18 protein-coding genes, 1 riboswitch and 1 other annotated feature are annotated in these 21,759 nt (G+C 39.1%); of the genes, 17 read left to right on the forward strand and 1 reads right to left on the reverse strand.

The genetic code is table 11. From position 1 onward, the window contains the following. The first annotated feature begins 11 nt into the window (after window positions 1–11). Window positions 12–1,979, forward strand: a complete 1,968-nt coding sequence (locus ACIQ7T_RS02710; protein ID WP_402868444.1) for a methyl-accepting chemotaxis protein — start codon at window positions 12–14, stop codon at window positions 1,977–1,979. Between the two features lie 129 nt (window positions 1,980–2,108). Here the strand turns inward: ACIQ7T_RS02710 and rnhC are convergent, their stop codons facing one another. Further along, on the reverse strand, window positions 2,109–3,035 hold the full coding sequence (rnhC, locus tag ACIQ7T_RS02715; RefSeq protein ID WP_402868446.1) for a ribonuclease HIII: 927 nt from the start codon (window positions 3,033–3,035) through the stop codon (window positions 2,109–2,111). A gap of 133 nt (window positions 3,036–3,168) precedes the next feature. Here rnhC and zapA point away from each other — a divergent pair, with 133 nt between their 5' ends. From zapA to ACIQ7T_RS02795, 16 genes are all read left to right on the forward strand, one after another. Then, entirely contained in the window at window positions 3,169–3,429 is a 261-nt protein-coding gene (gene zapA, locus ACIQ7T_RS02720; RefSeq protein ID WP_370075581.1) for a cell division protein ZapA, read from the forward strand. Window positions 3,430–3,434: 5 nt separating this feature from the next. Continuing rightward, a complete protein-coding gene (locus ACIQ7T_RS02725; protein WP_370075579.1) occupies window positions 3,435–3,974 on the forward strand; it encodes a CvpA family protein in 540 nt (179 codons plus the stop codon). A 59-nt stretch (window positions 3,975–4,033) separates the two neighbouring features. Continuing rightward, on the forward strand, window positions 4,034–5,743 hold the full coding sequence (polX, locus tag ACIQ7T_RS02730; protein ID WP_402868448.1) for a DNA polymerase/3'-5' exonuclease PolX: 1,710 nt from the start codon (window positions 4,034–4,036) through the stop codon (window positions 5,741–5,743). 18 nt (window positions 5,744–5,761) lie between these two features. Further along, entirely contained in the window at window positions 5,762–8,128 is a 2,367-nt protein-coding gene (locus ACIQ7T_RS02735; RefSeq protein ID WP_402868450.1) for an endonuclease MutS2, read from the forward strand. Window positions 8,129–8,150: 22 nt separating this feature from the next. Next, the gene (locus ACIQ7T_RS02740; protein WP_132357141.1) at window positions 8,151–8,564 is read left to right on the forward strand and encodes a DUF350 domain-containing protein; all 414 of its coding nucleotides are present in this window, start codon (window positions 8,151–8,153) and stop codon (window positions 8,562–8,564) included. Between the two features lie 156 nt (window positions 8,565–8,720). Beyond that, entirely contained in the window at window positions 8,721–9,302 is a 582-nt protein-coding gene (locus ACIQ7T_RS02745; RefSeq protein WP_402868452.1) for a hypothetical protein, read from the forward strand. A 569-nt stretch (window positions 9,303–9,871) separates the two neighbouring features. Continuing rightward, the gene (locus ACIQ7T_RS02750; RefSeq protein ID WP_402868454.1) at window positions 9,872–11,563 is read left to right on the forward strand and encodes an AMP-binding protein; all 1,692 of its coding nucleotides are present in this window, start codon (window positions 9,872–9,874) and stop codon (window positions 11,561–11,563) included. Window positions 11,564–11,770: 207 nt separating this feature from the next. After that, window positions 11,771–12,352, forward strand: coding sequence for a fatty acid metabolism transcriptional regulator FadR (locus ACIQ7T_RS02755; RefSeq protein ID WP_049667778.1), 582 nt, complete (start codon window positions 11,771–11,773; stop codon window positions 12,350–12,352). Between the two features lie 14 nt (window positions 12,353–12,366). Then, complete coding sequence (locus ACIQ7T_RS02760; RefSeq protein WP_370075572.1) at window positions 12,367–13,140, forward strand: enoyl-CoA hydratase; 774 nt, start codon at window positions 12,367–12,369, stop codon at window positions 13,138–13,140. Between the two features lie 117 nt (window positions 13,141–13,257). Continuing rightward, entirely contained in the window at window positions 13,258–14,031 is a 774-nt protein-coding gene (locus ACIQ7T_RS02765) for an electron transfer flavoprotein subunit beta/FixA family protein (protein ID WP_049667561.1), read from the forward strand. A 51-nt stretch (window positions 14,032–14,082) separates the two neighbouring features. Further along, on the forward strand, window positions 14,083–15,060 hold the full coding sequence (locus tag ACIQ7T_RS02770; protein ID WP_370075571.1) for an electron transfer flavoprotein subunit alpha/FixB family protein: 978 nt from the start codon (window positions 14,083–14,085) through the stop codon (window positions 15,058–15,060). Between the two features lie 430 nt (window positions 15,061–15,490). After that, window positions 15,491–15,724 (forward strand) — a binding site (T-box leader). Between the two features lie 186 nt (window positions 15,725–15,910). Further along, window positions 15,911–17,266, forward strand: coding sequence for an amino acid permease (locus ACIQ7T_RS02775; protein ID WP_402868456.1), 1,356 nt, complete (start codon window positions 15,911–15,913; stop codon window positions 17,264–17,266). Window positions 17,267–17,393: 127 nt separating this feature from the next. Next, window positions 17,394–17,705 carry a thioredoxin gene (trxA, locus tag ACIQ7T_RS02780; protein WP_004226420.1) on the forward strand — a complete coding sequence of 104 codons (312 nt, stop codon included), beginning with the start codon at window positions 17,394–17,396 and terminating at the stop codon, window positions 17,703–17,705. A gap of 141 nt (window positions 17,706–17,846) precedes the next feature. Beyond that, window positions 17,847–19,637 carry an excinuclease ABC subunit UvrC gene (gene uvrC, locus ACIQ7T_RS02785; protein ID WP_402868458.1) on the forward strand — a complete coding sequence of 597 codons (1,791 nt, stop codon included), beginning with the start codon at window positions 17,847–17,849 and terminating at the stop codon, window positions 19,635–19,637. A gap of 10 nt (window positions 19,638–19,647) precedes the next feature. After that, window positions 19,648–19,842 (forward strand): hypothetical protein, encoded by a 195-nt coding sequence (locus ACIQ7T_RS02790; protein WP_370075568.1) that lies wholly within the window; start codon window positions 19,648–19,650, stop codon window positions 19,840–19,842. Window positions 19,843–19,978: 136 nt separating this feature from the next. After that, a riboswitch (Lysine riboswitch) is annotated at window positions 19,979–20,157 on the forward strand. A gap of 218 nt (window positions 20,158–20,375) precedes the next feature. After that, the gene (locus tag ACIQ7T_RS02795; RefSeq protein WP_402868460.1) at window positions 20,376–21,614 is read left to right on the forward strand and encodes an aspartate kinase; all 1,239 of its coding nucleotides are present in this window, start codon (window positions 20,376–20,378) and stop codon (window positions 21,612–21,614) included. Window positions 21,615–21,759 lie beyond the last annotated feature (145 nt).

The raw sequence follows: 21,759 nt of genomic DNA on the forward strand, positions 1-21,759 counted from the left end.
TGGTAGTTATTATGAAAAATCATCGAAAAAGAAGAGGCTTTTCCGTACGAGCCCGATTAATATGGGCGTTTACTTTGACACTTTTAATCCCCAGCATTGCTATTGGTACGTTTTCATATTTGAAGGCTTCTGATCAATATTATAAGGAATTAAGTAAAAGCTCACGCGAAAATGTCGATTTATTAAATACACTAATTTCAAATGAGATATCACCTATTCAAAGTGATGTGGAGTATTTAGCTGCTTCTTTTAATAAGAATGTGCAAGATGCAGATGCTTTAAAGGAATTAGAAAAATATAATGCTTTACATAGCAATGTCTCTGTTGTCAATTTGGCAATTGAGGGGCACAAATTTATGCGTGAACCACAAGCTGAATCCTCAACTGATTATGATCCATTTACGCGACCATGGTACTTAACGGCTATTGAATCACCTGGCAAAAACGTTATGATTGATCCATATAAATCAACGATTACAGGTGAATTAATATTAGCAGTATCAGCTGGTTTACAGGATCGTTCAGGAGTTATTTCTATTGGTCTAAATTTAGACGGAATTTCCGAGCTAGTGAATTCAGTGGAAATAGGTGATAATGGCTATGCTACATTAGTAAATGCCAATAATCTTATTATTGCTGATCCGGAGTTAGAGGCAGGATCGGAGCTTAAAAAGTCATATATAGAAAAGATGCAAGGAAAAGAAGATGGTAGTTTTACCATTAAGGAAGATGGAAAAGAGTATCAAGTGTTTTTTACTACCAATAAACTAACAGGTTGGAAAATTGTTGGTACTATGGATTTAGCAGATGTAGCAACTGTCACAAAACCAATTTTAACAAACACTATGACAGTCATTGTTATTGCTCTTATCATATTTGGAATCATTGGTGCCTTCATTATAAGATCAATCATTCACCCATTACAAAAGTTGTCAACAGTAGCTGAGCAGGTAGGAGACGGTGATTTACGTAATTTAATTGAAATTAAAAGACATGATGAGATAGGTAAATTGGCGGATATATTCAATAAAATGATTCTATCTTTACGTGGTGTAGTTGGTAACATTGGTGAGGAATCAAATCAGTTAGCTGCATCATCGGAGGAACTTACAGCCAGTACATCAGAAAATAAACGAGCTACATCGCAAATTGTTGATTCCATTCAAACATTTGCTGAAACGGTTGATTTGCAAGCCGAAACAATTAATGATAGCACTAACGCTGTACTTGAAATGTCTTCATCCATTCAGCAAATTGCAGTAAAGTCCGATACCGTTAATGAGATGTCGAATAAAGCAATGGAGGCTGTTGTGATAGGAGACAAAACTATTCAAACAGCAATTGGCCAAATGAAAATGATTCAAAGTACTGTCCAAGCACTTGAAAACACAGTACAAACACTAAGTGAACGTTCTAATGAAATCGGACGTATTGTAGAGGCCATTACGCAAATTGCTGATCAAACAAATCTTTTAGCTTTAAATGCTGCAATTGAAGCTGCTCGTGCAGGTGAGCATGGAAAAGGTTTTGCAGTTGTTGCTGATGAGGTGCGAAAGCTTGCTGAGCAATCCGCACAATCAACAATGCAAATAAAAGATATCATTGATTATATTCAAGCCGATACAAAACTAGCGGTTGAATCAATGTCTGCTGGTTCAGCTGAGGTATTAAAGGGAATTGATGTAACAAATATGGCAGGAAAGTCATTCAAAGAAATTAGTGATAATGTACAAAGCGTAACCTATGAAATAGGACAAATTTCAGAGACAGCAAAAGTTATTTCTGAACACTCCAATCAAGTGGCAATGGGTATTGAAAGTGTACTTCAGCGAACAAATGAAAATACAGCAAGTGCACAAAATATTTCCGCCGCAACAGAGGAACAGCTTGCTTCTATGGAAGAAATCGCTGCATCGGCTGAAGCCCTTGCTAAAATGTCTGAAAATCTACAACAAACAATTAGACAGTTTAAATATTAAGCTAAACAAAAATCTGGTCATAATAAGTTTTTGATATAAAGAATTTCGCTAACTTCAATAGAGAACAAGTTGTGTATAACTTGTAATCTGCTGGAGTATAGCGAAATTTTTTTGTCTAATAGACCAATTTTATTTCATCTTTTTAGCTTTCTCAGTATTCGCAAAATGCCATTTCGTAATGGAGCGTAAAAATTCCTCACCTTGTTTCCGCCAAATGCGTGCTGCTAACGCATCTACTTTCGCTGAAGCTCCCTTCAACAACTCTATTCCAGCAATCTCGCTCAGTCGGTCCATTTCTTTTAAAAATGAAGCACGAGCTAATATCGACGCGGTTGCTACGGAAAGATGTAATTGCTCGGCCTTGGTAGAAAATAGCACATCCTCTCGAACAATATCGCGTTCATTTTTTAAGTAATTGTAATAAACGCCGCGTTCCGCAAACTGATCTATCAAAATATGCTCTGGTTTTTCTGGCGCCATTTTTGCCAGTGCATTTTTAAGTGCCCGATTGTGCATCATAGCTTTCATCTTACCTTGAGAGTAACCTCGTGCTTGTAATTCGTTATATTTTTCATTGCGTAGTACAAGTACACTATGGACGCAAGCTGCACGTAGATCAGGTGCTATTTTACGCATGTAATCATCCGTTAGCATTTTTGAGTCTTTGACACCAAGTTCGTTTATAAGCGCAATTTTTGATGATGGGACATATACGGCTGCAACTGTTATTGGGCCGAAATAATCACCAGTACCAGTTTCGTCTGAGCCTAGCACCGACATCGTAGCAAAACCTTCTGGAAGAACATCGCCCTTTGCTCCTATCGACGATGATTTTTGTGTGTTTTTTACTTCTATGTTTCCCCAGCGTGCAGCTTCTCGTTCAGCTCCTCCCCCTTGGAACATTAATTTACCTGATTTGTACATCGTAATTGCTGTATCTGGGAGCTTTGCGGCAAAGATTACACCTGGAGCTTTACGCTCTACAAAATGGTTTGCATAGTAAGACATCACCTCTTTTTGTATATTTGTTGATATGGAAAGTACAATATTTGACATTTACTCGTTCCTTTCTGTCCTCGTTGTTCACAATTTTATACCTTTCATGTTATGATAATAAATAGCTTTTTTGTGTAAGCTGCTCACAATAAAAAAATTCGTGAGCACAAAAATTTTAAAGGAGGGTGCGACTATGGAAAATCAAGAAAAGAATAAAATTTCTGTGGAAATCTACGGTCATACATATAAAATGGTCGGCTCTGAATCCATGGGACATATGCGACTTGTCGCTTCGATTGTTGATGACCGTATGCGCGAAATGAATGTACATAATCCCTCTCTTGATAGCACAAAGCTTGCCGTTCTTACAGCAGTAAATACCGTTCACGATTATTTACTATTAAAAGAACAAATGGAACAATTAGAAGAAGAATTGAAAAAATTAAAGGGTTGAAGTGAATGTTAGATTTAATCATATTAGCGGTGCTATTAGCCGGGCTCATCGTTGGTGCAAAACGTGGTTTCATTGTTCAGATGATGCATATCGTTAGCTTTATAGTTGCCCTAATAGTTGCGTATATCTATTATAAACCATTAGCACAAAAATTTGTGTTTTGGGTTCCGTATCCAGGTGTAACGGATTCAGGTAGTCTTGGAGTAGTTATTGATAGCCTGGATTTAGACCGCACTTTTTACCGTGTCATTGCATTTGCAGTTATTTTCTTTGCGGTGAAAATTACAATGCAAATTGTGGCATCGATTTTTGATTTTATAGCGTATTTACCTGTGTTAGGTACAGTAAATCGCTGGCTTGGAGCATTGTTTGGCATGATTGAAAACTATTTAATTATGTTTATTTTGCTGTACATTCTTGCTTTATTGCCAGTTGCTTCTATTCAAAGTTTAATGTCGAAGTCGTTGTTAAGTGGTCTCATTTTGGAACACACCCCAATTATTACAAGTATGTTCCAAAATTGGTGGTATATTTATATGCAATAGCAAACTGTGCACTTCTCTCGGTTTTGAGGGAAGTGTTTTTACGATAGGAGGAATTCCCAATGAACAAAAAAACAATTATTCGCACATTTGAAAAAATTGCATTGTATATGGAATTACAAGGGGAAAATCCATTCAAAGTGTCTGCCTTTCGAAAAGCTGCTGCCGCACTTGAGGGGGACGAGCGCTCATTAAGTGAGATGGAGGATGTAACAAAGCTTAAAGGTATAGGTAAAGGTACAGCGGCTGTTATTGAGGATTTAATGACAAATGGTGAATCAAGCTTATTAAAGGAATTAGAAGAAATTGTACCAAAAGGATTGCTCCCGCTATTAAAACTTCCAGGCTTAGGTGGTAAAAAAATTGCTAAGCTTCATCAAGAGTTAGGGGTCGATTGTGCGGAAAGTTTAAAGACTGCTTGTGAGGAAGGTAAAGTTCGTGAGCTGGCAGGCTTTGCGGCTAAGACCGAAGAAAAAATTTTAAAGGAACTTGCAAATTTAGCAAATCGATCAGAACGTTTACCGATTTGGCAGCTGGATCCAGTTGTTTTACAAATTGAAGCTCTTCTAGGTAGTATGGAAGAAGTGGAACGTTTTTCTGTTGCGGGAAGCTTCCGTCGTGCAGCTGAAACAAGTAAAGATATTGATTTTATTGTTGTAACCGAAGCAGTTGAAACTGTACGTGAAAAGCTACTGAATGAGCTTTCTGTACAAGAAGTCGTAGCAGCTGGTGATACAAAAATTTCAGTTATTTTAGATCTAGATGAGCCTGTAAGTGTAGATTTCCGATTAGTAAGAGATGTTGAATATGCAACGGCCTTGCATCATTTCACAGGCTCAAAAGATCACAATGTACGCATGCGTCAAATTGCTAAAGCCCGTGGTGAAAAAATTAGTGAATATGGTGTAGAGCAGGCTGATGGCACCGTATTAACGTTTAAGGATGAAGAAGAATTTTTTGCGCATTTTGATTTACCATTTATCCCGCCGAGTTTGCGTACAGGAACAACGGAATTTGACAAAACAGATGACATTAAAAGTCTAGTGAAAATAGAAGATATGAAAGCAGATTTGCATATGCATACGACTTGGTCTGATGGTGCATACTCTGTAGCTGAAATGGGCAAGGCATTAATAGCGCGTGGCTATCAATATAGTGTTATTACTGACCATTCACAATTTTTAAAAGTAGCGAATGGTCTAACGCCGGAGCGCTTAACAAAGCAACGTGCTGAAATTGAGACATTTAATGAAGCACATCCAGATTTCCATTTATATGCGGGGACAGAAATGGATATTTTGCCGGATGGTTCCCTAGATTTTGAAGATGAGGTGCTAAGAGAATTAGATTTCGTAATTGCCTCTATTCACTCTAGCTTTACACAATCGCAGGACAAAATTATGGCACGTTTACTGACGGCGATGCAAAATCCGTACGTTCATATGATTGCACATCCAACTGGTCGCATTATTGAGGATCGTAATGGCTATAATCCTGATATGGAGCAATTAATTTCGTGGGCAAAGGAATATGGTAAAATTTTAGAGTTAAATGCGAATCCATATCGTCTTGATTTATGTGTTGATCATTTAGAAATGGCTTTGGCAGCTGGTGTGCCCGTAGCAATCAATACGGATGCCCATGATATTGCTCATTTACGCTTTATGGATATTGGGGTGCGCTACGCAAACAGAGCATGGTTGAAAAAGGATATGATTGTGAATACATGGACGCGAGAACAGTTTGAAGCGTTTATTCGACGAAATAAATAGGTTGAGGAGGTGTTCTCGGTGATCGCAGAACGCGCATTGAAAACACTAGAATATGATAAAGTACGTCAGCAAGTGGCTACATACTGTACTTCTTCAATCGGTAAATCAGCGGTTGATGAACTTGTACCACAGACAGACTATGAAAAAGTTGTACAATTATTAGAAGAAATGGATGAAGGACTATCCATTTTACGTGTTAAAGGCAATGTGCCGATGGGTGGAATTTTTGATGTGCGACCAGCTGCAAGGCGTGCACAAATCGGTGGCATGCTGTCAGCGATGGAACTAATGGAAGTTTCAAGTACAATTCGAGCTAGTAGAATTCTTCGTAATTTTATCGAAGATATAGAATCAGAAGAAGTGATTGAGATTCCTCATTTCATCGCCAAAAAGGAAGCAATGCCTGTTTTGACAGGCTTGCAACATGAAATTAATAACTGTATTGATGACAATGGCTCAGTGCTTGACTCTGCAAGCCAAACTTTGCGTTCAATTCGCCAGTCTTTGCGCGCAGAGGAGGCTAAAGTACGTTCTAAGCTAGAAAGCCTTATACGTGGGAGTAATGCTTCAAAAATGCTCTCAGATACACTTGTAACGATTCGTAATGATCGCTTTGTTATTCCCGTTAAGCAAGAGTATCGTCATCATTATGGTGGAATTGTGCATGACCAATCATCTTCTGGCCAAACATTATTTATCGAGCCAGATTCGATTGTACAAGCGAATAATGAAATTCATCGCTTAAAAATGAAAGAGCAAGCTGAAATTGAACGTATCTTACTTGCCTTAAGTGCAATGGTAGAGGAAGTAGCTCCAGATTTATTTAACTTAGTAAAAGTACTAGGTGAGATTGACGTTATTTTAGCGAAAGGCAAGTACGGTCAAGCGAACAAATGTACAATGCCTAAAATGAATAACGACGGCTATATTCGACTTGTTCGTGCACGTCATCCACTTTTACCAATTGAAACGGCGGTTGCTAACGATATTGAATTTGGGAAAGACATCACGGCAATTGTGATTACAGGACCAAACACGGGTGGTAAAACCGTCACTTTAAAAACAGTTGGACTATGTACATTAATGGCACAGGCTGGGTTACCAGTTCCTGCACTTGATGGTTCAGAGCTTGCTGTTTTCAAGCAGCTTTTTGCAGATATTGGAGATGAACAGTCAATTGAGCAATCATTGTCAACATTCTCCTCTCATATGGTCAACATAGTAGATATCTTACAAAAGTTTGATGACGAATCACTCGTTCTATTTGATGAATTAGGTGCCGGGACAGACCCTCAGGAAGGGGCAGCTCTGGCCATCTCCATTTTAGATGAAGTACATGGTCGTGGCGCCCGCGTTATGGCAACAACGCACTATCCTGAGCTAAAAGCATATGGCTATAATCGTCCAGGAGTTGCCAATGCAAGTGTAGAGTTTGATATTGAGACATTGAGTCCAACATACCGTCTACTTATTGGTGTACCAGGCCGCTCTAATGCATTTGAAATTTCAAGTCGCCTGGGCTTACCAGAATCGATTATTGACCGTGCGAAAAGCTTTACAGGTACAGATCGCCATGAAGTAGAGTCAATGATTGCTTCACTTGAAGAGACTCGTCGCCAATCCGAAGATGATGCAGAACGCTCTCATGAATTAATGATAGAGTCTGAAGCCCTACGAAAAGAGCTACAAGAAAAACTACAAGCTTACGATGACCGCAAAGAAGCACTCGATAAAAAAGCGAAAGAGAAGGCTCGTAAAATTGTTGATGAAGCAAAAAGAGAAGCAGAATCAATTATTACTGAGCTTCGAGAAATGCGCAAAAATGCAGACCAAGTTGTCAAAGAGCATGAACTCATCGAAGCACGTAAACGATTGGAAGAAGCTACACCACTTGAAAACAATAAAGTGCTAAAAAAAGCGGCACAAGTAAAGGCTCGTTCACAAAACTTAGTTGTCGGAGACGAGGTAAAGGTGTTAAGCTATGGACAACGGGGTACATTGCTCGAAAAAGTATCAGATATCGAATGGGTTGTCCAAATGGGTATTTTGAAAATGAAAATCTCGGATAGTGATCTAGAGTACATTAAACCCGAAAAAGAACCTGTTCAACGTATGGCTGGTGTGAAAAATCGCAATAGCCAAGTGAAATTAGAATTAGATTTACGCGGCGAACGGTATGAAGATGCCATCATACGTACGGAAAAATATATTGATGATGCCTTGCTTGCTAACTATGGGCGTGTATCAATTATTCATGGTGTCGGTACAGGTGCATTACGTCAGGGAATTCAAAGCTATTTGAAAAAGCATAAGCGTGTAAAATCCTTCCGTTTTGGTGAAGCGGGCGAGGGAGGATTAGGTGTCACGGTTGTGGAATTGAAATAAGCAGTAAAGGGGACGGAGAAAAATGCTGAATTCTAGCTTTTGGCGATATCCAATTATCGAAACGGCGGGATATTTTAGTGTTGTTGTATTATGTTTAGTCGTCTCGATGGCATTGTTCGAAGTCGTTACGAAATATAAAAACTGGGAAGAAATTAAAAATGGTAATATCGCTGTGGCACTTGCAACCGGCGGGAAAATACTGGGGATCTGTAATATTTTTCGCTTTTCCATTGCGCGCCATAGTACTTTAAGTGAAATGATTGGCTGGGGCCTCTTTGGTTTTACATTACTGATTGTGGCGTATTTCTTATTTGAATTTATGACCCCACGTTTTAATGTTGATCAAGAAATCGCAAACGATAATCGCTCAGTCGGTTTCATTTCCTTTACCATTTCACTCGGTCTATCGTTTGTTATTGGGGCAAGTATTGCATAGGAGTGTAATGACATGGAAAAATTAGCAAAAGTACTAATCGTTGTCTGCATCGCATTTTTGGCAGTCGGTGTCTATTATATGATGACCCTTTAAGCAAAAAAACGCATCCTTTTATGAGGATGCGTTTTTTTATGGGTAAAGAGAAGAATTGCTCGAGTGTCTAGCGACGGAAAGAAGTCAAAGCGACGGAAAGAAGAGTCAGGGCGACGGAAAGAAGAGCCAGGGCGACGGAAAGAAGAGTCAGGGCGACGGAAAGAAGAGCCAGAGCGACGGAACGAAAGGTCAAAGCGACGGAAAGAAGGCAGGGCGACGGAAAGAATAGCCAGAGCGACGGAAAGAATAGCCAGAGCGACGGAACGAAAGGTCAAAGCGACGGAAAGAAGAGTCAGGGCGACGGAAAGAATAGCCAGAGCGACGGAAAGAAGAGTCAGGGCGACGGAAAGAATAGCCAGGGCGACGGAACGAAAGGTCAAAGCGACGGAAAGAAGGCAGGGTGGCGGAAAGAAGAGTCAAAGCGACGGAAAGAAGAGCCAGAGCGACGGAAAGAAGAGTCAGGGCGACGGAAAGAAGAGTCAGGGCGACGGAAAGAATAGCCAGGGCGACGGAAAGAAGAGCCAGAGCGACGGAAAGAAGAGTCAGGGCGACGGAACGAAAGGTCAAAGCGACGGAAAGAAGGCAGGGCGACGGAAAGAAGAGCCAGAGCGACGGAAAGAAGAGTCAAAGCGACGGAAAGAATAGCCAGAGCGACGGAACGAAAGGTCAAAGCGACGGAAAGAAGGCAGGGCGACGGAAAGAAGAGTCAAAGCGACGGAAAGAATAGCCAGAGCGACGGAACGAAAGGTCAAAGCGACGGAAAGAATAGCCGAAGTGACGGAAAAGTGTAAAGAACTACTCTGGCCCGAAGAGAGCCCCCCTCAGGTTGAGTGTGTAACCGCCCCAATAAATAAAAAACTACTATACCCTCAAAAAAAATCATAAGTTACATCATCCTCATATCAACCCTATCTAAAAATAATACTAGAACCTATTAATATTCCTTCATCTATCTAAAAAGTTATCATTAAAAAAATATTTTTGGAATATAGAAATATTAACTCAGTTTTGTGCATGAAAAAAGAAAGAATGAATGAGTATTCATACGCTCTGTCGATCAAAAATCCTAAGAAATACAGTTATATAAATGTTGTTAAATGCATAATAATTAATCGAAAATGCACTTATTTTCTATTTTGTGTTTGAAAGAGTATTTCTTTTTCATTATAATTAAAATAAGAGTTTACAAATTTGGGGCAAAGGGGAGAGGACGTATGACAACAAAACCATGGCTAAAAAATTATCCTGAAGAAGTACCATCGTCTTTAACGTTTGAGGAAATTCCTGTGCAAGAGTTTTTGACACGTGCCTATAAAAAGAATCCATCCAAAGTTGCGATTCATTTTATGGGAAAGGATTTGACGTACACTGAGCTATATGATTCAGCGCTAAGGTTCGCAAACTATTTACAAGCCCTTGGAGTAGAGAAGGGAGATCGAGTAGCTATTATGCTACCAAACTCACCGCAAAGTGTAATCGCTTACTACGGGGCAATGTATGCTGGAGCGATTGTCGTACAAACAAATCCACTTTATACTGAGCGTGAACTTCAATATCAAATGGCTGATTCAGGTGCGAAAGTTATTTTATTGATGGATATTTTGTATCCACGTGTTATGAAAATCATAAAAGAAACTGCACTTGAAAATGTAATTGTCACGGCTATTAAAGATTATTTACCATTTCCAAAAAATTTGGTTTATCCCTATATTCAAAAAAAGCAGTACGGTTTTAGTGTAAAGGTTGAACATAGTGGTCAAAATCATTTATTTACAGAAATTATGCGCTCAGCGCCCATCAAAATGATTGATATTCCATTTGATTTTGAAGAGGACGTAGCACTGCTTCAATATACAGGTGGAACGACTGGCTTCCCTAAAGGTGTAATGTTGACCCATAAAAACTTAATTGCTAATACAACAATGTGTGATGCGTGGATGTATAAATGTGTACATGGCGAGGAAACCATTATGGGCATACTGCCATTCTTTCATGTTTATGGTATGACGGCTGTTATTTTATTATCCGTATTCACGCAAAATAAGATGGTGTTATTACCAAAGTTTGATGCAGAGACAGCGTTAAAAACAATTGATAAGCAAAAACCAACACTATTCCCAGGTGCACCGACTTTATATATTGGTTTATTAAATCATCCGGATATTGCAAAGTACGACTTGTCGTCTATCAAAGCATGCATAAGTGGATCCGCTTCATTGCCTGTAGAGGTGCAGGAGAAATTTGAAGCGGCAACAGGGGGAAAACTTGTCGAAGGATATGGATTAACAGAAACTTCTCCTGTCACACATTCAACACCTATTTGGGGTAAGCGTGTCATGGGCTCGATTGGTTTACCTTGGCCAAATACGGATTCAATAATTTTACGTGCAGGGGATGCTGAGGTGCTTCCAGTCGGTGAGGTTGGTGAAATAGCTGTAAAGGGCCCTCAGGTTATGAAAGGCTATTGGAATCGCCCTGAGGATACTGCAGCGGCGTTCGTAGATGGCTGGTTTTTAACAGGCGATCTTGGCTATATGGACGAGGAAGGCTATTTCTATGTAGTTGATCGTAAAAAAGATATAATTATTGCAGGTGGTTTTAATATTTACCCTCGTGAGGTAGAGGAAGTACTATATGAGCGCGAAGAAATCCAAGAATGTGTTGTTGCTGGTATACCTGACCCGTATCGTGGAGAAACCGTAAAAGCTTATATTGTTTTAAAAGAAGGATATTCGATTACGGAAGACGAATTAAATAAATATTGCCGTCAAAACTTAGCTGCTTTCAAAGTTCCTCGCTATTATGAGTTTAGAGATGAGCTACCGAAAACAGCAGTTGGAAAAATTTTGCGGCGCGCATTAGTTGATGAAGAAAAAACGAAATTGGTGAATAAAGAAGCAAAATAAATACGTGATAAAGTATTGACAAGCAAAGATGTAAATTATAATATGAAAATATGAATGAATGACCATTCATATTTTCATATTTTTTTAGGTTGCCACGTCATATCCTTAACAATCTATCAGTTTGAGATGGCTGGTCATTGAAGGATGACATCATGTATTGAGCATGAATTTAGACGTGTGCAAGTTTTTTTAGGTGGTGATATAAAAGTGAAACGTGATAAGCCAAAATATAAGCAAATTATTGATGCAGCTGTCATCGTTATTGCAGAAAATGGGTATCACCAAGCACAGGTATCGAAGATTGCTAAACAGGCAGGGGTGGCCGACGGAACAATCTATTTATATTTTAAAAATAAAGAAGATATATTAATTTCTGTCTTTAATGAAAAAATGGCTGTTTTTGTAGAGTCATTACAAGATATAATAGAAAATGGAAGTACGTCTAAGGACAAACTTTCACGAATGATTGAAAATCATTTTAATGTTCTAGCGACAGATCGATACCTAGCAACCGTCACACAATTGGAACTACGACAATCGAATAAAGATTTACGACTGAAGATCAATTCGGTGTTAAGAGAGTATTTACAATTACTTGATCAAATTTTAATCGAAGGTATGCTGTCAGGTGAGTTCAATCAAACGATGGATGTACGCTTGGCACGTCAAATGGTATTTGGAACAATTGACGAAACCATTACATCGTGGGTTATGAATGAATATCGATATGATTTGATAGAACAGGTTCCAAAAGTTCAGGCATTAATCTTGAACGGCATTAAAGCTTAAAAGGATGTGGAGAAATGGAATTTCTAAGTTGGAAAGCAGAGGATGGAGTAGCGATTATTACAATTGCACGCCCACCAGCAAATGCATTATCTCGTGGGATCATTACCGAAGTAAATGCTGTGCTAGATGAAGTAGAAAATGATGACACTGTACGTGTCCTTGTACTTCATGGCGAAGGTCGTTTCTTCTCAGCTGGTGCAGACATTAAAGAATTTACAGAGGTTGGATCTGGTGATGAATTTTCAAAACTAGCGAACAATGGGCAACAAGTTTTTGAGCGAGTTGAATCGTTCTCTAAACCTATTATTGCTGCAATTCATGGTGCTGCACTAGGTGGGGGCCTTGAACTAGCGATGAGCTGTCATCTGCGCTTTGTGACAGAATCTGCGAAATTAGGACTACCTGAATTACAATTAGGTCTTATTCCAGGTTTTGGGGGTACACAACGACTACCTCGATATGTAGGGGTTGCAAAAGCTGCAGAAATGATGTTTACAAGTGAGCCGATTTCTGGTACAGAAGCTGTACAATGGGGTTTAGCGAATCGTGCATTTACAGATGAAGCATTATTGGAAGAAACGCTAAAGGTAGCGAAGAAAATTGCGAAGAAGAGCCCAGTTGCTTTAAAAGCAGCTATTCAAACATTGCAATATGCTAAGCATGCTTCGTTTTATGAAGGTATTGAGGCAGAAGCAAAATCCTTTGGCACAGTATTCGTTTCGGAAGATGCAAAAGAGGGAATTCAAGCATTTATTGAAAAACGCGAGCCTGTGTTTACTGGTAAATAATATTCCATCAGTGTCGATAGCGACTTGAAAGAGTGATATCGACGTTATCGACACTGAAAATATATAATATTTATAAGTTTACTTAGAAATAAAAAACGTTGCAGGAGGTATGGATATATGAATATTTTTGCATTAATTAAACGTACGTTTGATACAGAAGAAAAAATTGTTGTGTCGGGTGGTAAAATCCAAGAGGATGGCGCAGAGTTCATCATCAATCCTTACGATGAATATGCCATTGAAGAGGCAATCCAAGTACGTGACGCTGCTGGCGGTAAAGTAACAGTTGTATCAATTGGTGGCGAAGATACAGAGAAGCAATTGCGTACAGCTCTTGCGATGGGAGCAGATGAAGCAGTTCTTATTAATACAGAAGACGATCTAGATGAACTGGATCAAAATGCAGCAGCATATATTTTAGCTGAATATTTAAAAGATAAAGATGCTGATTTAATTTTAACAGGAAACGTTGCAATTGACGGAGGCTCTGGCCAAGTAGGACCTCGTGTTGCAGATTTACTAGGTATTAACTATGTAACAACAATTACAAAGCTTGAGATTGACGGAACATCTGCGAAAATTGTACGCGATATTGAAGGTGACTCAGAAGTTATCGAGACATCTTTACCACTTTTAATAACAGCTCAACAAGGTTTAAACGAGCCACGTTACCCATCTTTACCAGGGATCATGAAAGCGAAGAAGAAACCGCTTGCAGAACTTGAGTTAGATGATTTAGATATTGATGAAGATGATGTAGAGGTTAAGGTAGAAACAGTTGATATTTTCTTACCGGCTCAAAAGGCAGCAGGCCGTATTCTAGAAGGCGAACTTTCTGCACAAGTAAAAGAGCTAGTAAACCTACTTCATACAGAGGCGAAAGTAGTTTAAGTCATCTGATGACACAAATCGAATCTTAAAGGGTAACGGAGGGAATATACTATGACAAAAAAAGTATTAGTATTAGGTGAAGTTCGTGAAGGAAGCTTACGTAATGTTTCTTTCGAAGCAATCGCAGCTGCAAAGCAAATCGCAGACGGTGGTGAGGTTGTTGGTGTTCTTTTAGGGGATGCCGTAGCAAACTTAACTGGTCCATTATTTGAATATGGTGCAGACCGTGTTGTAACAGTGGAGCATCCACATTTAAAACAATATACATCTGATGGCTATGGTCAAGCTTTATTAGCAGTAATTGAGGAAGAAAAGCCAACTGGTATCGTATTTGGTCATACTGCAAACGGTAAAGATTTATCACCGAAAATTGCAAGTAAATTACAAGCAGGTCTTGTATCTGATGTAACGTCAATTGAGGGTGCTGGCGATGATGTTGCATTCATCCGTCCAATTTACTCTGGTAAGGCTTTTGAAAAAGTTAAAGTAAAAGACGGTTTGGTTTTAGCTTCAGTTCGTCCAAATAATATTGCACCATTAGAAAAAGTAAGCGGTAAATCAGGTGACATCACTTCTATTACTGTAGATATTACAAACCTTCGTACAATCATTAAAGAGGTAGTACGTAAATCTTCAGAGGGTGTTGATCTTTCTGAGGCAAAAGTAGTTGTAGCAGGTGGTCGTGGCGTAAAATCTGAGGAAGGCTTTGAACCATTAAAAGCGCTAGCAGATTTACTTGGTGGTGCAGTTGGTGCTTCACGTGGTGCATGTGATGCTGAATATTGTGACTACTCACTTCAAATCGGTCAAACAGGTAAGGTAGTAACACCAGACCTTTACATTGCAGCGGGTATTTCTGGAGCGATTCAACACTTAGCTGGTATGTCAAACTCAAAAGTAATCGTTGCGATTAATAAAGATCCAGAAGCAAATATTTTCAAAGTTGCGGACTACGGTATCGTAGGTGATTTATTTGAGGTAGTGCCTCTTTTAATCGAAGAATTTAAAGCGTTAAAAGTGAATGCCTAATTAAATTATCTTCATTCAGCAAATTTACTGAATGAAGATAAAGCCTCCGGCGGATGTCACGGATTTTGAATTGTGCAGGCACAATTCGAAATCCGGACACAATTACGCCAAGGCGAAATTAATATTTGTTTTGTAGCGGGGAGGATGTGTCTTCCCCGCTTTTTTGCGTTCGAATTTTTTGATTTTTTAAAGTTATTGCAAAATAAAATGTTGACATAATTAATTTTAGAACGTATAGTGATGAATATTAATTTAACTTCTTTCAGCGGATCAAACATCTGTACCTGTCGCTACGCTTTCGGTACAAAAAACATCCGCTGAAAGAAATTAAAGCCTCCGGCGGATGTCATGGAATCGGGAAGGAGTTCTTTGTGCAAGCGCAAAGCCGATTCCAGACGCAATTATGCCGAGGCATAATTGATTTTTATAAAGAAACGCAAAGATTAGGAGTAGTAAAAGCTCATTATTTGGTGAAGAGAGCTGCGGGTTGGTGCGACGCAGTCCAATAAGACTTTGAACTTGCCTAGGAGCGGTAAGATAAATGGAATTCGCAGAATATTCTATTTGCTGGACGGTTAACCTTCGTTATTAGGTTTTAAAGCTGGGTTCTAATAGAACCAATTAGAGTGGTACCGCGGTTTGCTTATGGCATATCGTCTCTTCTTTCATTTGATAATGAAGGATCAGACGATATGCCTTTTTTGCGTCTAGGCTAAAGTGCTACATCCTCGAGGTCGCTTCGATCCCCGGGCAAAAGTGGAGGAGCACTTACTTTTGCTTCGGGCTCTCCAGCGCTTGTCGGATGTAAACGAGCACTTTAGCGCATTTGTTGATTTTAGGAGGTAAGGAAATGGAAAATGATAATCAGAAATTACAGAGAACGATGACCTCACGGCATATTACGATGATGGCTTTAGGTGGTGCCATTGGTGCAGGGTTGTTTAAGGGAAGTAGTACAGCCATTGATATGGCAGGACCATCAGTACTTATTGCGTACTTAATTGGTGGGATTATTCTGCTATTTGTTATGCAAGGTTTAGCAGAAATGGCAGTCCGCAATAGCGAAGCGAGAACATTTAGAGATTTAGTGCAAGTCGTTTTAGGAAAGTATCCAGCTTATTTCCTAGATTGGATTTATTGGAAAATGTGGGTGTTAAATATTGCGGCGGAATCTATAGTGGCGGCCATTTTTATTCAGTATTGGTTGCCAGATTATCCAATTTGGATACTTGCATTATCTGTTTCGGTGTTAGTTACAGCCATTAACTTGTTATCGGTGAAAGTTTTTGCTGAAACTGAATATTGGCTGGCGTTAATAAAAATTACCGTTATTGTGGTGTTCATCATAGCGGGACTAATTTTATTGCTTGTTACTTTTGGTAATCATACAGCTGTTGGTTTTTCAAATTTAACGGAGCATGGTGGTTTCTTCCCGAACGGATCAATGGGGTTGATTGCTGCAATGCTTGTAGTTATTTACTCTTATGGTGGTACTGAAATTATTGGTATTACATTAGCGGAAACGAAAAATCCAGAGAAAGTAGTGCCAAAAGCTGTTCGCAGTACATTAGTACGTATCGTGACTTTTTATTTAATTCCTTTCTTTATTATCGTTAGTTTGATTCCTTGGAATGAAGTAAACGGGGTGCCAGAAAGTCCGTTTGTAATGGTTTTTAAAATGATTGGGATTCCTGGTGCTGACCATATTATGAACGCTGTTGTTCTACTTGCTATTATTTCATCAATGAACTCGGGACTTTATGGTTCATCACGTGTTCTGTATACACAAGCTGTGGACGGGCGTGTACCTAAAATCTTTGCCCATTTATCAAAAAGAAAAGTTCCGGTATATGCCATATTAGCGTGTACGTTAGCTTTATATATGGCTGTAATATTTTCTTTATTTGCGGGAAGCAAAACTTTTGATTTCCTAATGGGTTCGCTTGGATATACCGTGTTATTTATTTGGTTAATTATTGCGATTGCACATCTGAAATCGCGTAAAAAACAGCCGGAAAAAACAAGTACCTATGCAGTAAAATTGTTCCCTTATACAACTTGGATCGCTATTATTGCGTTAAGTGCAATTCTGATTGGTATTATTTTCACAACATCTATTATCGTAACAGGTATTACATTAGCTATTTATCTCTTTATTACGCTAACGTATGTCTTTAAAGGTCGTTTTCAAGAGAATGAGGCTTAATAACAAAATCAACTAATGCCTTTTTCGATCTTATTTTTCATAAATTTTGCATACTAGGCAGATTGTTCGCTCAAGAGAATTTATCCATGCTATACTACAAACATAGTAAGTTTAAGGAGGATTTCAAATGGCAATTGTACATGCAACAGATGCAACTTTCCAAGACGATATTAAAGAAGGTTTAGTACTAGTAGACTTTTGGGCTGCTTGGTGCGGACCATGTAAAATGATTGGACCAGTTCTTGAAGAAATGGATGCTGCAGGTAGTGCGGCTAAAATTGTAAAAGTAGATGTAGATAACAACCAAGGTACTGCAGCGCAATACCAAATTATGTCTATCCCATCATTACTTTTATTCAAAGACGGTGAATTAGTAGATAAAACTGTTGGTTTCCAACCAAAAGAAGCGTTAGAAGCATTTATCGCAAAACATGCTTAATTTGTAAGAAAAAAAGAGTCAAGCCATCAATATGATGTGCTTGGCTTTTTTTCGTTATATAATATAGAGGAAAAGCGAACGTTATATTTGAGAATAGACAAATCTTTATTTGCTTTTTTAGAAAAAGGGGGCAGGTAGGCGATGAATGATTTAATTAAACGAAAGCTTGAAATTTTACCAGATCAGCCTGGCTGCTATTTGATGAAAGATCGACAAGGAACTATTATTTATGTCGGGAAAGCAAAAGTGCTGAAAAATCGAGTACGCTCGTATTTTACTGGTACGCATGAAGGGAAAACACAGAGACTTGTAAGCGAAATAGAAGACTTCGAGTACATTGTGACATCCTCCAATATTGAAGCTTTAATTTTAGAGCTTAATCTTATAAAACTACATGATCCGAAGTACAATATTATGCTAACGGATGATAAAACGTATCCGTATTTAAAAATTACAAATGAGAAACATCCACGTCTTATTACAACACGAAAAGTGAAAAAGGATAAGGCGAAATATTTTGGGCCATATCCGAATGCGTATGCAGCAAGTGAGACAAAAAAGCTGCTAGATCGTTTGTATCCTCTGCGAAAATGTGTACAACTCCCTACCAAGGTTTGCTTGTATTATCACATGGGGCAATGTCTAGCCCCTTGCGTGAAGGATATTGAAGCTGAAACTTACCACGATATGATTGAGGATATGACAAAATTTTTAAATGGTGGGGTTGAGGAAGTCAAAAAGGAGCTAGAAGTAAAAATGCTAGCGGCCGCAGAAAATTTAGAGTTTGAGCGTGCAAAGGAATTTCGCGATCAAATTGCACATATCGATACAGTCATGCAAAAGCAAAAAATCGTATCAAGTGATACAACGAATCGTGATGTATTTGGCTATGCCGTCGAGAAGGGTTGGATGTGTGTTCAAGTTTTCTTTGTTCGTCAAGGAAAGCTTATAGAGCGAGATGTCTCGATTTTCCCGGTTTATCAAGAGGCAGAAGAGGAATTTTTAACGTTTGTTGGACGATTTTACGAGAAGCTAGAGCACATTAAACCTAAGGAGATTTTTATCCCACAATCTATTGATGCAGATATTTTAACGGAATTACTAGAAGTTAAGGTACTGACACCAAAACGTGGGCAAAAAAAAGAGCTAGTTGAATTAGCGACGAAAAATGCTGAAATTGCTGTAGCAGCGAAGTTCCAGCTTATTGAACGTCAGGAAGAGCGCACAATAGGAGCATGTGAGGCGCTCGGTGAAGCGATGGGCATTTCTACGCCGTTACGGATTGAAGCCTTCGATAATAGTCATATGCATGGGACAGATGCTGTATCTGCAATGGTTGTATTTATCGATGGAAAACCTGCGAAGAAGGAGTATCGAAAATACAAAACACGTACCGCCGCCAAGCACGATGATTACGGGGCAATGCAGGAAGTAATACGTCGTCGATACACACGTGTATTAAAAGATGGTCTACCTTTACCGGATTTAGTACTAATAGATGGTGGGAAGGGACAAATGGAAGTCGCGCGTGAAGTATTAGAGGATGAGCTCGGCCTTGTCATTCCAATTGCCGGATTAGCAAAAGATGAAAAGCATAATACTTCACAGCTTCTATTTGGTGATCCACCAGAAGTTATTGCGTTAAAACGTACAAGTGATGGATTCTACTTATTACAACGAATTCAGGATGAAGTACACCGCTTTGCTATAACCTTCTTACGACAGCAGCATGAGAAACACGCTATACAATCTGTCCTCGATAATATAGAGGGAATTGGTCCAAAGCGAAAACAACAATTACTCAAGCATTTTGGTTCTGTCAAAAAAATTCGTGAGGCAAGTATGCAGGCATTACAAGAAGCAGGGATGCCTGCTAATCTTGCTAGCAATATTCATGCTTATTTTCATTCAGCAGAAGACTCTCACCTCTAAAGGTAGTGAGATGAATGCAGATGGAATTCCTTTTCAGTGGGTGTACAAACACCTACTGAATGAAAATAAAGCCTTCGGACGCATTGTTTATCTGTGCGAAAGCGAAGCGTCAGCGGCAAATGTCTTCTGCGCGAAAGCGAAGCGTCAGCGGCAATTACGCCAAGGCGAAATTGATTTTCGACAAGACACATTGTCAAAGGATTAGACGTATGCTAAGGTTGTATATAACATTGCTCTTCAATAAAGCGATGTTATATACGGCGCCTTAGTTTTTTTAGTAGTTTCTACTTATTGAATTGGAAATTTCTTCACTAAGGTTCAATTAAATACGATCACTATTTAGTGATGATAGAGGTGCAAGGTTCAAGAGTAGTACATGCGAGGACGAACAAGTCCAGTGAAAATGTATGAAAGGGGAACTTGCCGAAGTGGAGCATCGTTGTTTCCGATGCTGTGCTGGTTTTACATTTAAGAGATGTAAGACTGTCGATTCTAAACGTTTCGGAGAGCTATCACACATGCGCAAGTTACTTTATTGTACATGTTATAGGCAGCTTTCACGTTATGTGAGGAGCTGCCTTTTTAGTTTTCCGAAACAACATTTTTTCAAGTCTGTTACTTTTACCTAAGAGGTGAAGGGGTGCTATTTGCTTTTGTGGTGTTATTTTGTGAAAAGCTGCAAAAGCATAGCTACTTTATAATCAGTAAAATGATTGAATACGAAGGAGAATGATAAAGATGGCGAGAGTTGTGATGAAATTTGGTGGTGCTGCATTAGCATCAACAGAGCACATTCAAAATGTTGCGCAAAAGGCGATTGCAGAAAAGGAAAGAGGTTTTGATGTTGTCGTTGTCACTACAGCTATGAGGAGTATATCTAAAGAATTAACAAAGATGGTTCGTGATTTATCAGACAATGCATCTAAGCGTGAACTAGACGCATTACTTTCAACAAGCTCACAACTTACTAGTACATTAGTGGCAATTGCTTTACAGGAGGAAGGATATGATGCTGTGTCATTAACGGGCTGGCAGGCAGGCATTGAAACTGATGCTATGTATAGCAATGCCCGTATTGATGGGATGGATGCTAGACGAATAGAAGAGCATTTTGTACAGGGGAAAATCGTAGTCGTTGCTGGGGAACAGGGTATCGATAATTTACGGAATATTACGACGTTAGGTAAAGGTGGGGCGGAAACGACGGCTATAGCCATTGCAGCAAAATTGAAGGCGAAGCGGGTAGATATTTACACGAATGTGGATGGAGTCTATACAGCTGATCCAAGTCATGTTGCTGGGGCACAAAAGCTAAAAGAAATTTCCTATGATGAGATGCTAGAGCTATCAAACTTAGGGTCACAAATTTTACACCCGCGAGCTGTAGAGTTAGCAAAGAAGTTTCAAATCCCGGTTATCATTAGGTCGAGCGAAATAGATACAGTAGGTACTTTATTGAAGGAGGAAGTTGAAATGGAAAAAAATTTAATTGTACGAGGTGTTGCCTATGAGTCAGACGTTATTCGCTTAACGATTGGTTATGATGCTTATTCTAATGCTTCGTTAGCAGATATGTTCACAATACTTGCGGAAAATCGTATAAACGTCGATATAATCGTACAAGCAATAATTGATGGCTTAAAGCCGACTGTATCATTTACCATTTTAAAAGAGGAGTTCGCTGAAGCATTACGTGTACTAGAAGATAGTAAAGTATCACTAGGATTTAGTTTTGCTGATTTTGAAATTGGTTTAGCGAAAGTTTCCATTATTGGATCTGGTATGGCATCTAATCCAGGGGTGGCTGCCCGAATGTTTGATCGTCTACGCCGTGAAGATATCCCTGTAAAAATGGTAAGTACTTCTGAAATAAAAGTGTCTGTCGTTGTACCTCAGGACGAAATGATTCGTGCAGCAAATGCATTACATGATGAATTTAATTTATTTCAGGAAATGTCTTTTGTACAGAAAGCGTAGCGACAACTGAGTGATCAACTTCGTGCCGCTGACGCTACGCTTTCGCGCAAAAAACATTTGTTGGCCTAATGCCTTCGGACGCAATTTAAAAGAGTCAAAGATGGATAGAGCACCCAAAGTCAAATTCGTGGATAGAGCCACCAAA

The organism is Lysinibacillus sp. NPDC096212, assembly GCF_044763105.1.
GTDB lineage: Bacteria > Bacillota > Bacilli > Bacillales_A > Planococcaceae > Lysinibacillus.

What these genes read in the sequence shown, in the direction of transcription:
- ACIQ7T_RS02710 (WP_402868444.1), top strand. Translation starts at nt 12, where the DNA reads ATGAAAAATCATCGAAAAAGAAGAGGCTTTTCCGTACGAGCCCGATTA.
- rnhC (WP_402868446.1), bottom strand. Translation starts at nt 3,035, where the DNA reads ATGTCAAATATTGTACTTTCCATATCAACAAATATACAAAAAGAGGTG.
- zapA (WP_370075581.1), top strand. Translation starts at nt 3,169, where the DNA reads ATGGAAAATCAAGAAAAGAATAAAATTTCTGTGGAAATCTACGGTCAT.
- ACIQ7T_RS02725 (WP_370075579.1), top strand. Translation starts at nt 3,435, where the DNA reads ATGTTAGATTTAATCATATTAGCGGTGCTATTAGCCGGGCTCATCGTT.
- polX (WP_402868448.1), top strand. Translation starts at nt 4,034, where the DNA reads ATGAACAAAAAAACAATTATTCGCACATTTGAAAAAATTGCATTGTAT.
- ACIQ7T_RS02740 (WP_132357141.1), top strand. Translation starts at nt 8,151, where the DNA reads ATGCTGAATTCTAGCTTTTGGCGATATCCAATTATCGAAACGGCGGGA.
- ACIQ7T_RS02750 (WP_402868454.1), top strand. Translation starts at nt 9,872, where the DNA reads ATGACAACAAAACCATGGCTAAAAAATTATCCTGAAGAAGTACCATCG.
- ACIQ7T_RS02760 (WP_370075572.1), top strand. Translation starts at nt 12,367, where the DNA reads ATGGAATTTCTAAGTTGGAAAGCAGAGGATGGAGTAGCGATTATTACA.
- ACIQ7T_RS02765 (WP_049667561.1), top strand. Translation starts at nt 13,258, where the DNA reads ATGAATATTTTTGCATTAATTAAACGTACGTTTGATACAGAAGAAAAA.
- ACIQ7T_RS02770 (WP_370075571.1), top strand. Translation starts at nt 14,083, where the DNA reads ATGACAAAAAAAGTATTAGTATTAGGTGAAGTTCGTGAAGGAAGCTTA.
- ACIQ7T_RS02775 (WP_402868456.1), top strand. Translation starts at nt 15,911, where the DNA reads ATGGAAAATGATAATCAGAAATTACAGAGAACGATGACCTCACGGCAT.
- trxA (WP_004226420.1), top strand. Translation starts at nt 17,394, where the DNA reads ATGGCAATTGTACATGCAACAGATGCAACTTTCCAAGACGATATTAAA.
- uvrC (WP_402868458.1), top strand. Translation starts at nt 17,847, where the DNA reads ATGAATGATTTAATTAAACGAAAGCTTGAAATTTTACCAGATCAGCCT.
- ACIQ7T_RS02790 (WP_370075568.1), top strand. Translation starts at nt 19,648, where the DNA reads ATGAATGCAGATGGAATTCCTTTTCAGTGGGTGTACAAACACCTACTG.
- ACIQ7T_RS02795 (WP_402868460.1), top strand. Translation starts at nt 20,376, where the DNA reads ATGGCGAGAGTTGTGATGAAATTTGGTGGTGCTGCATTAGCATCAACA.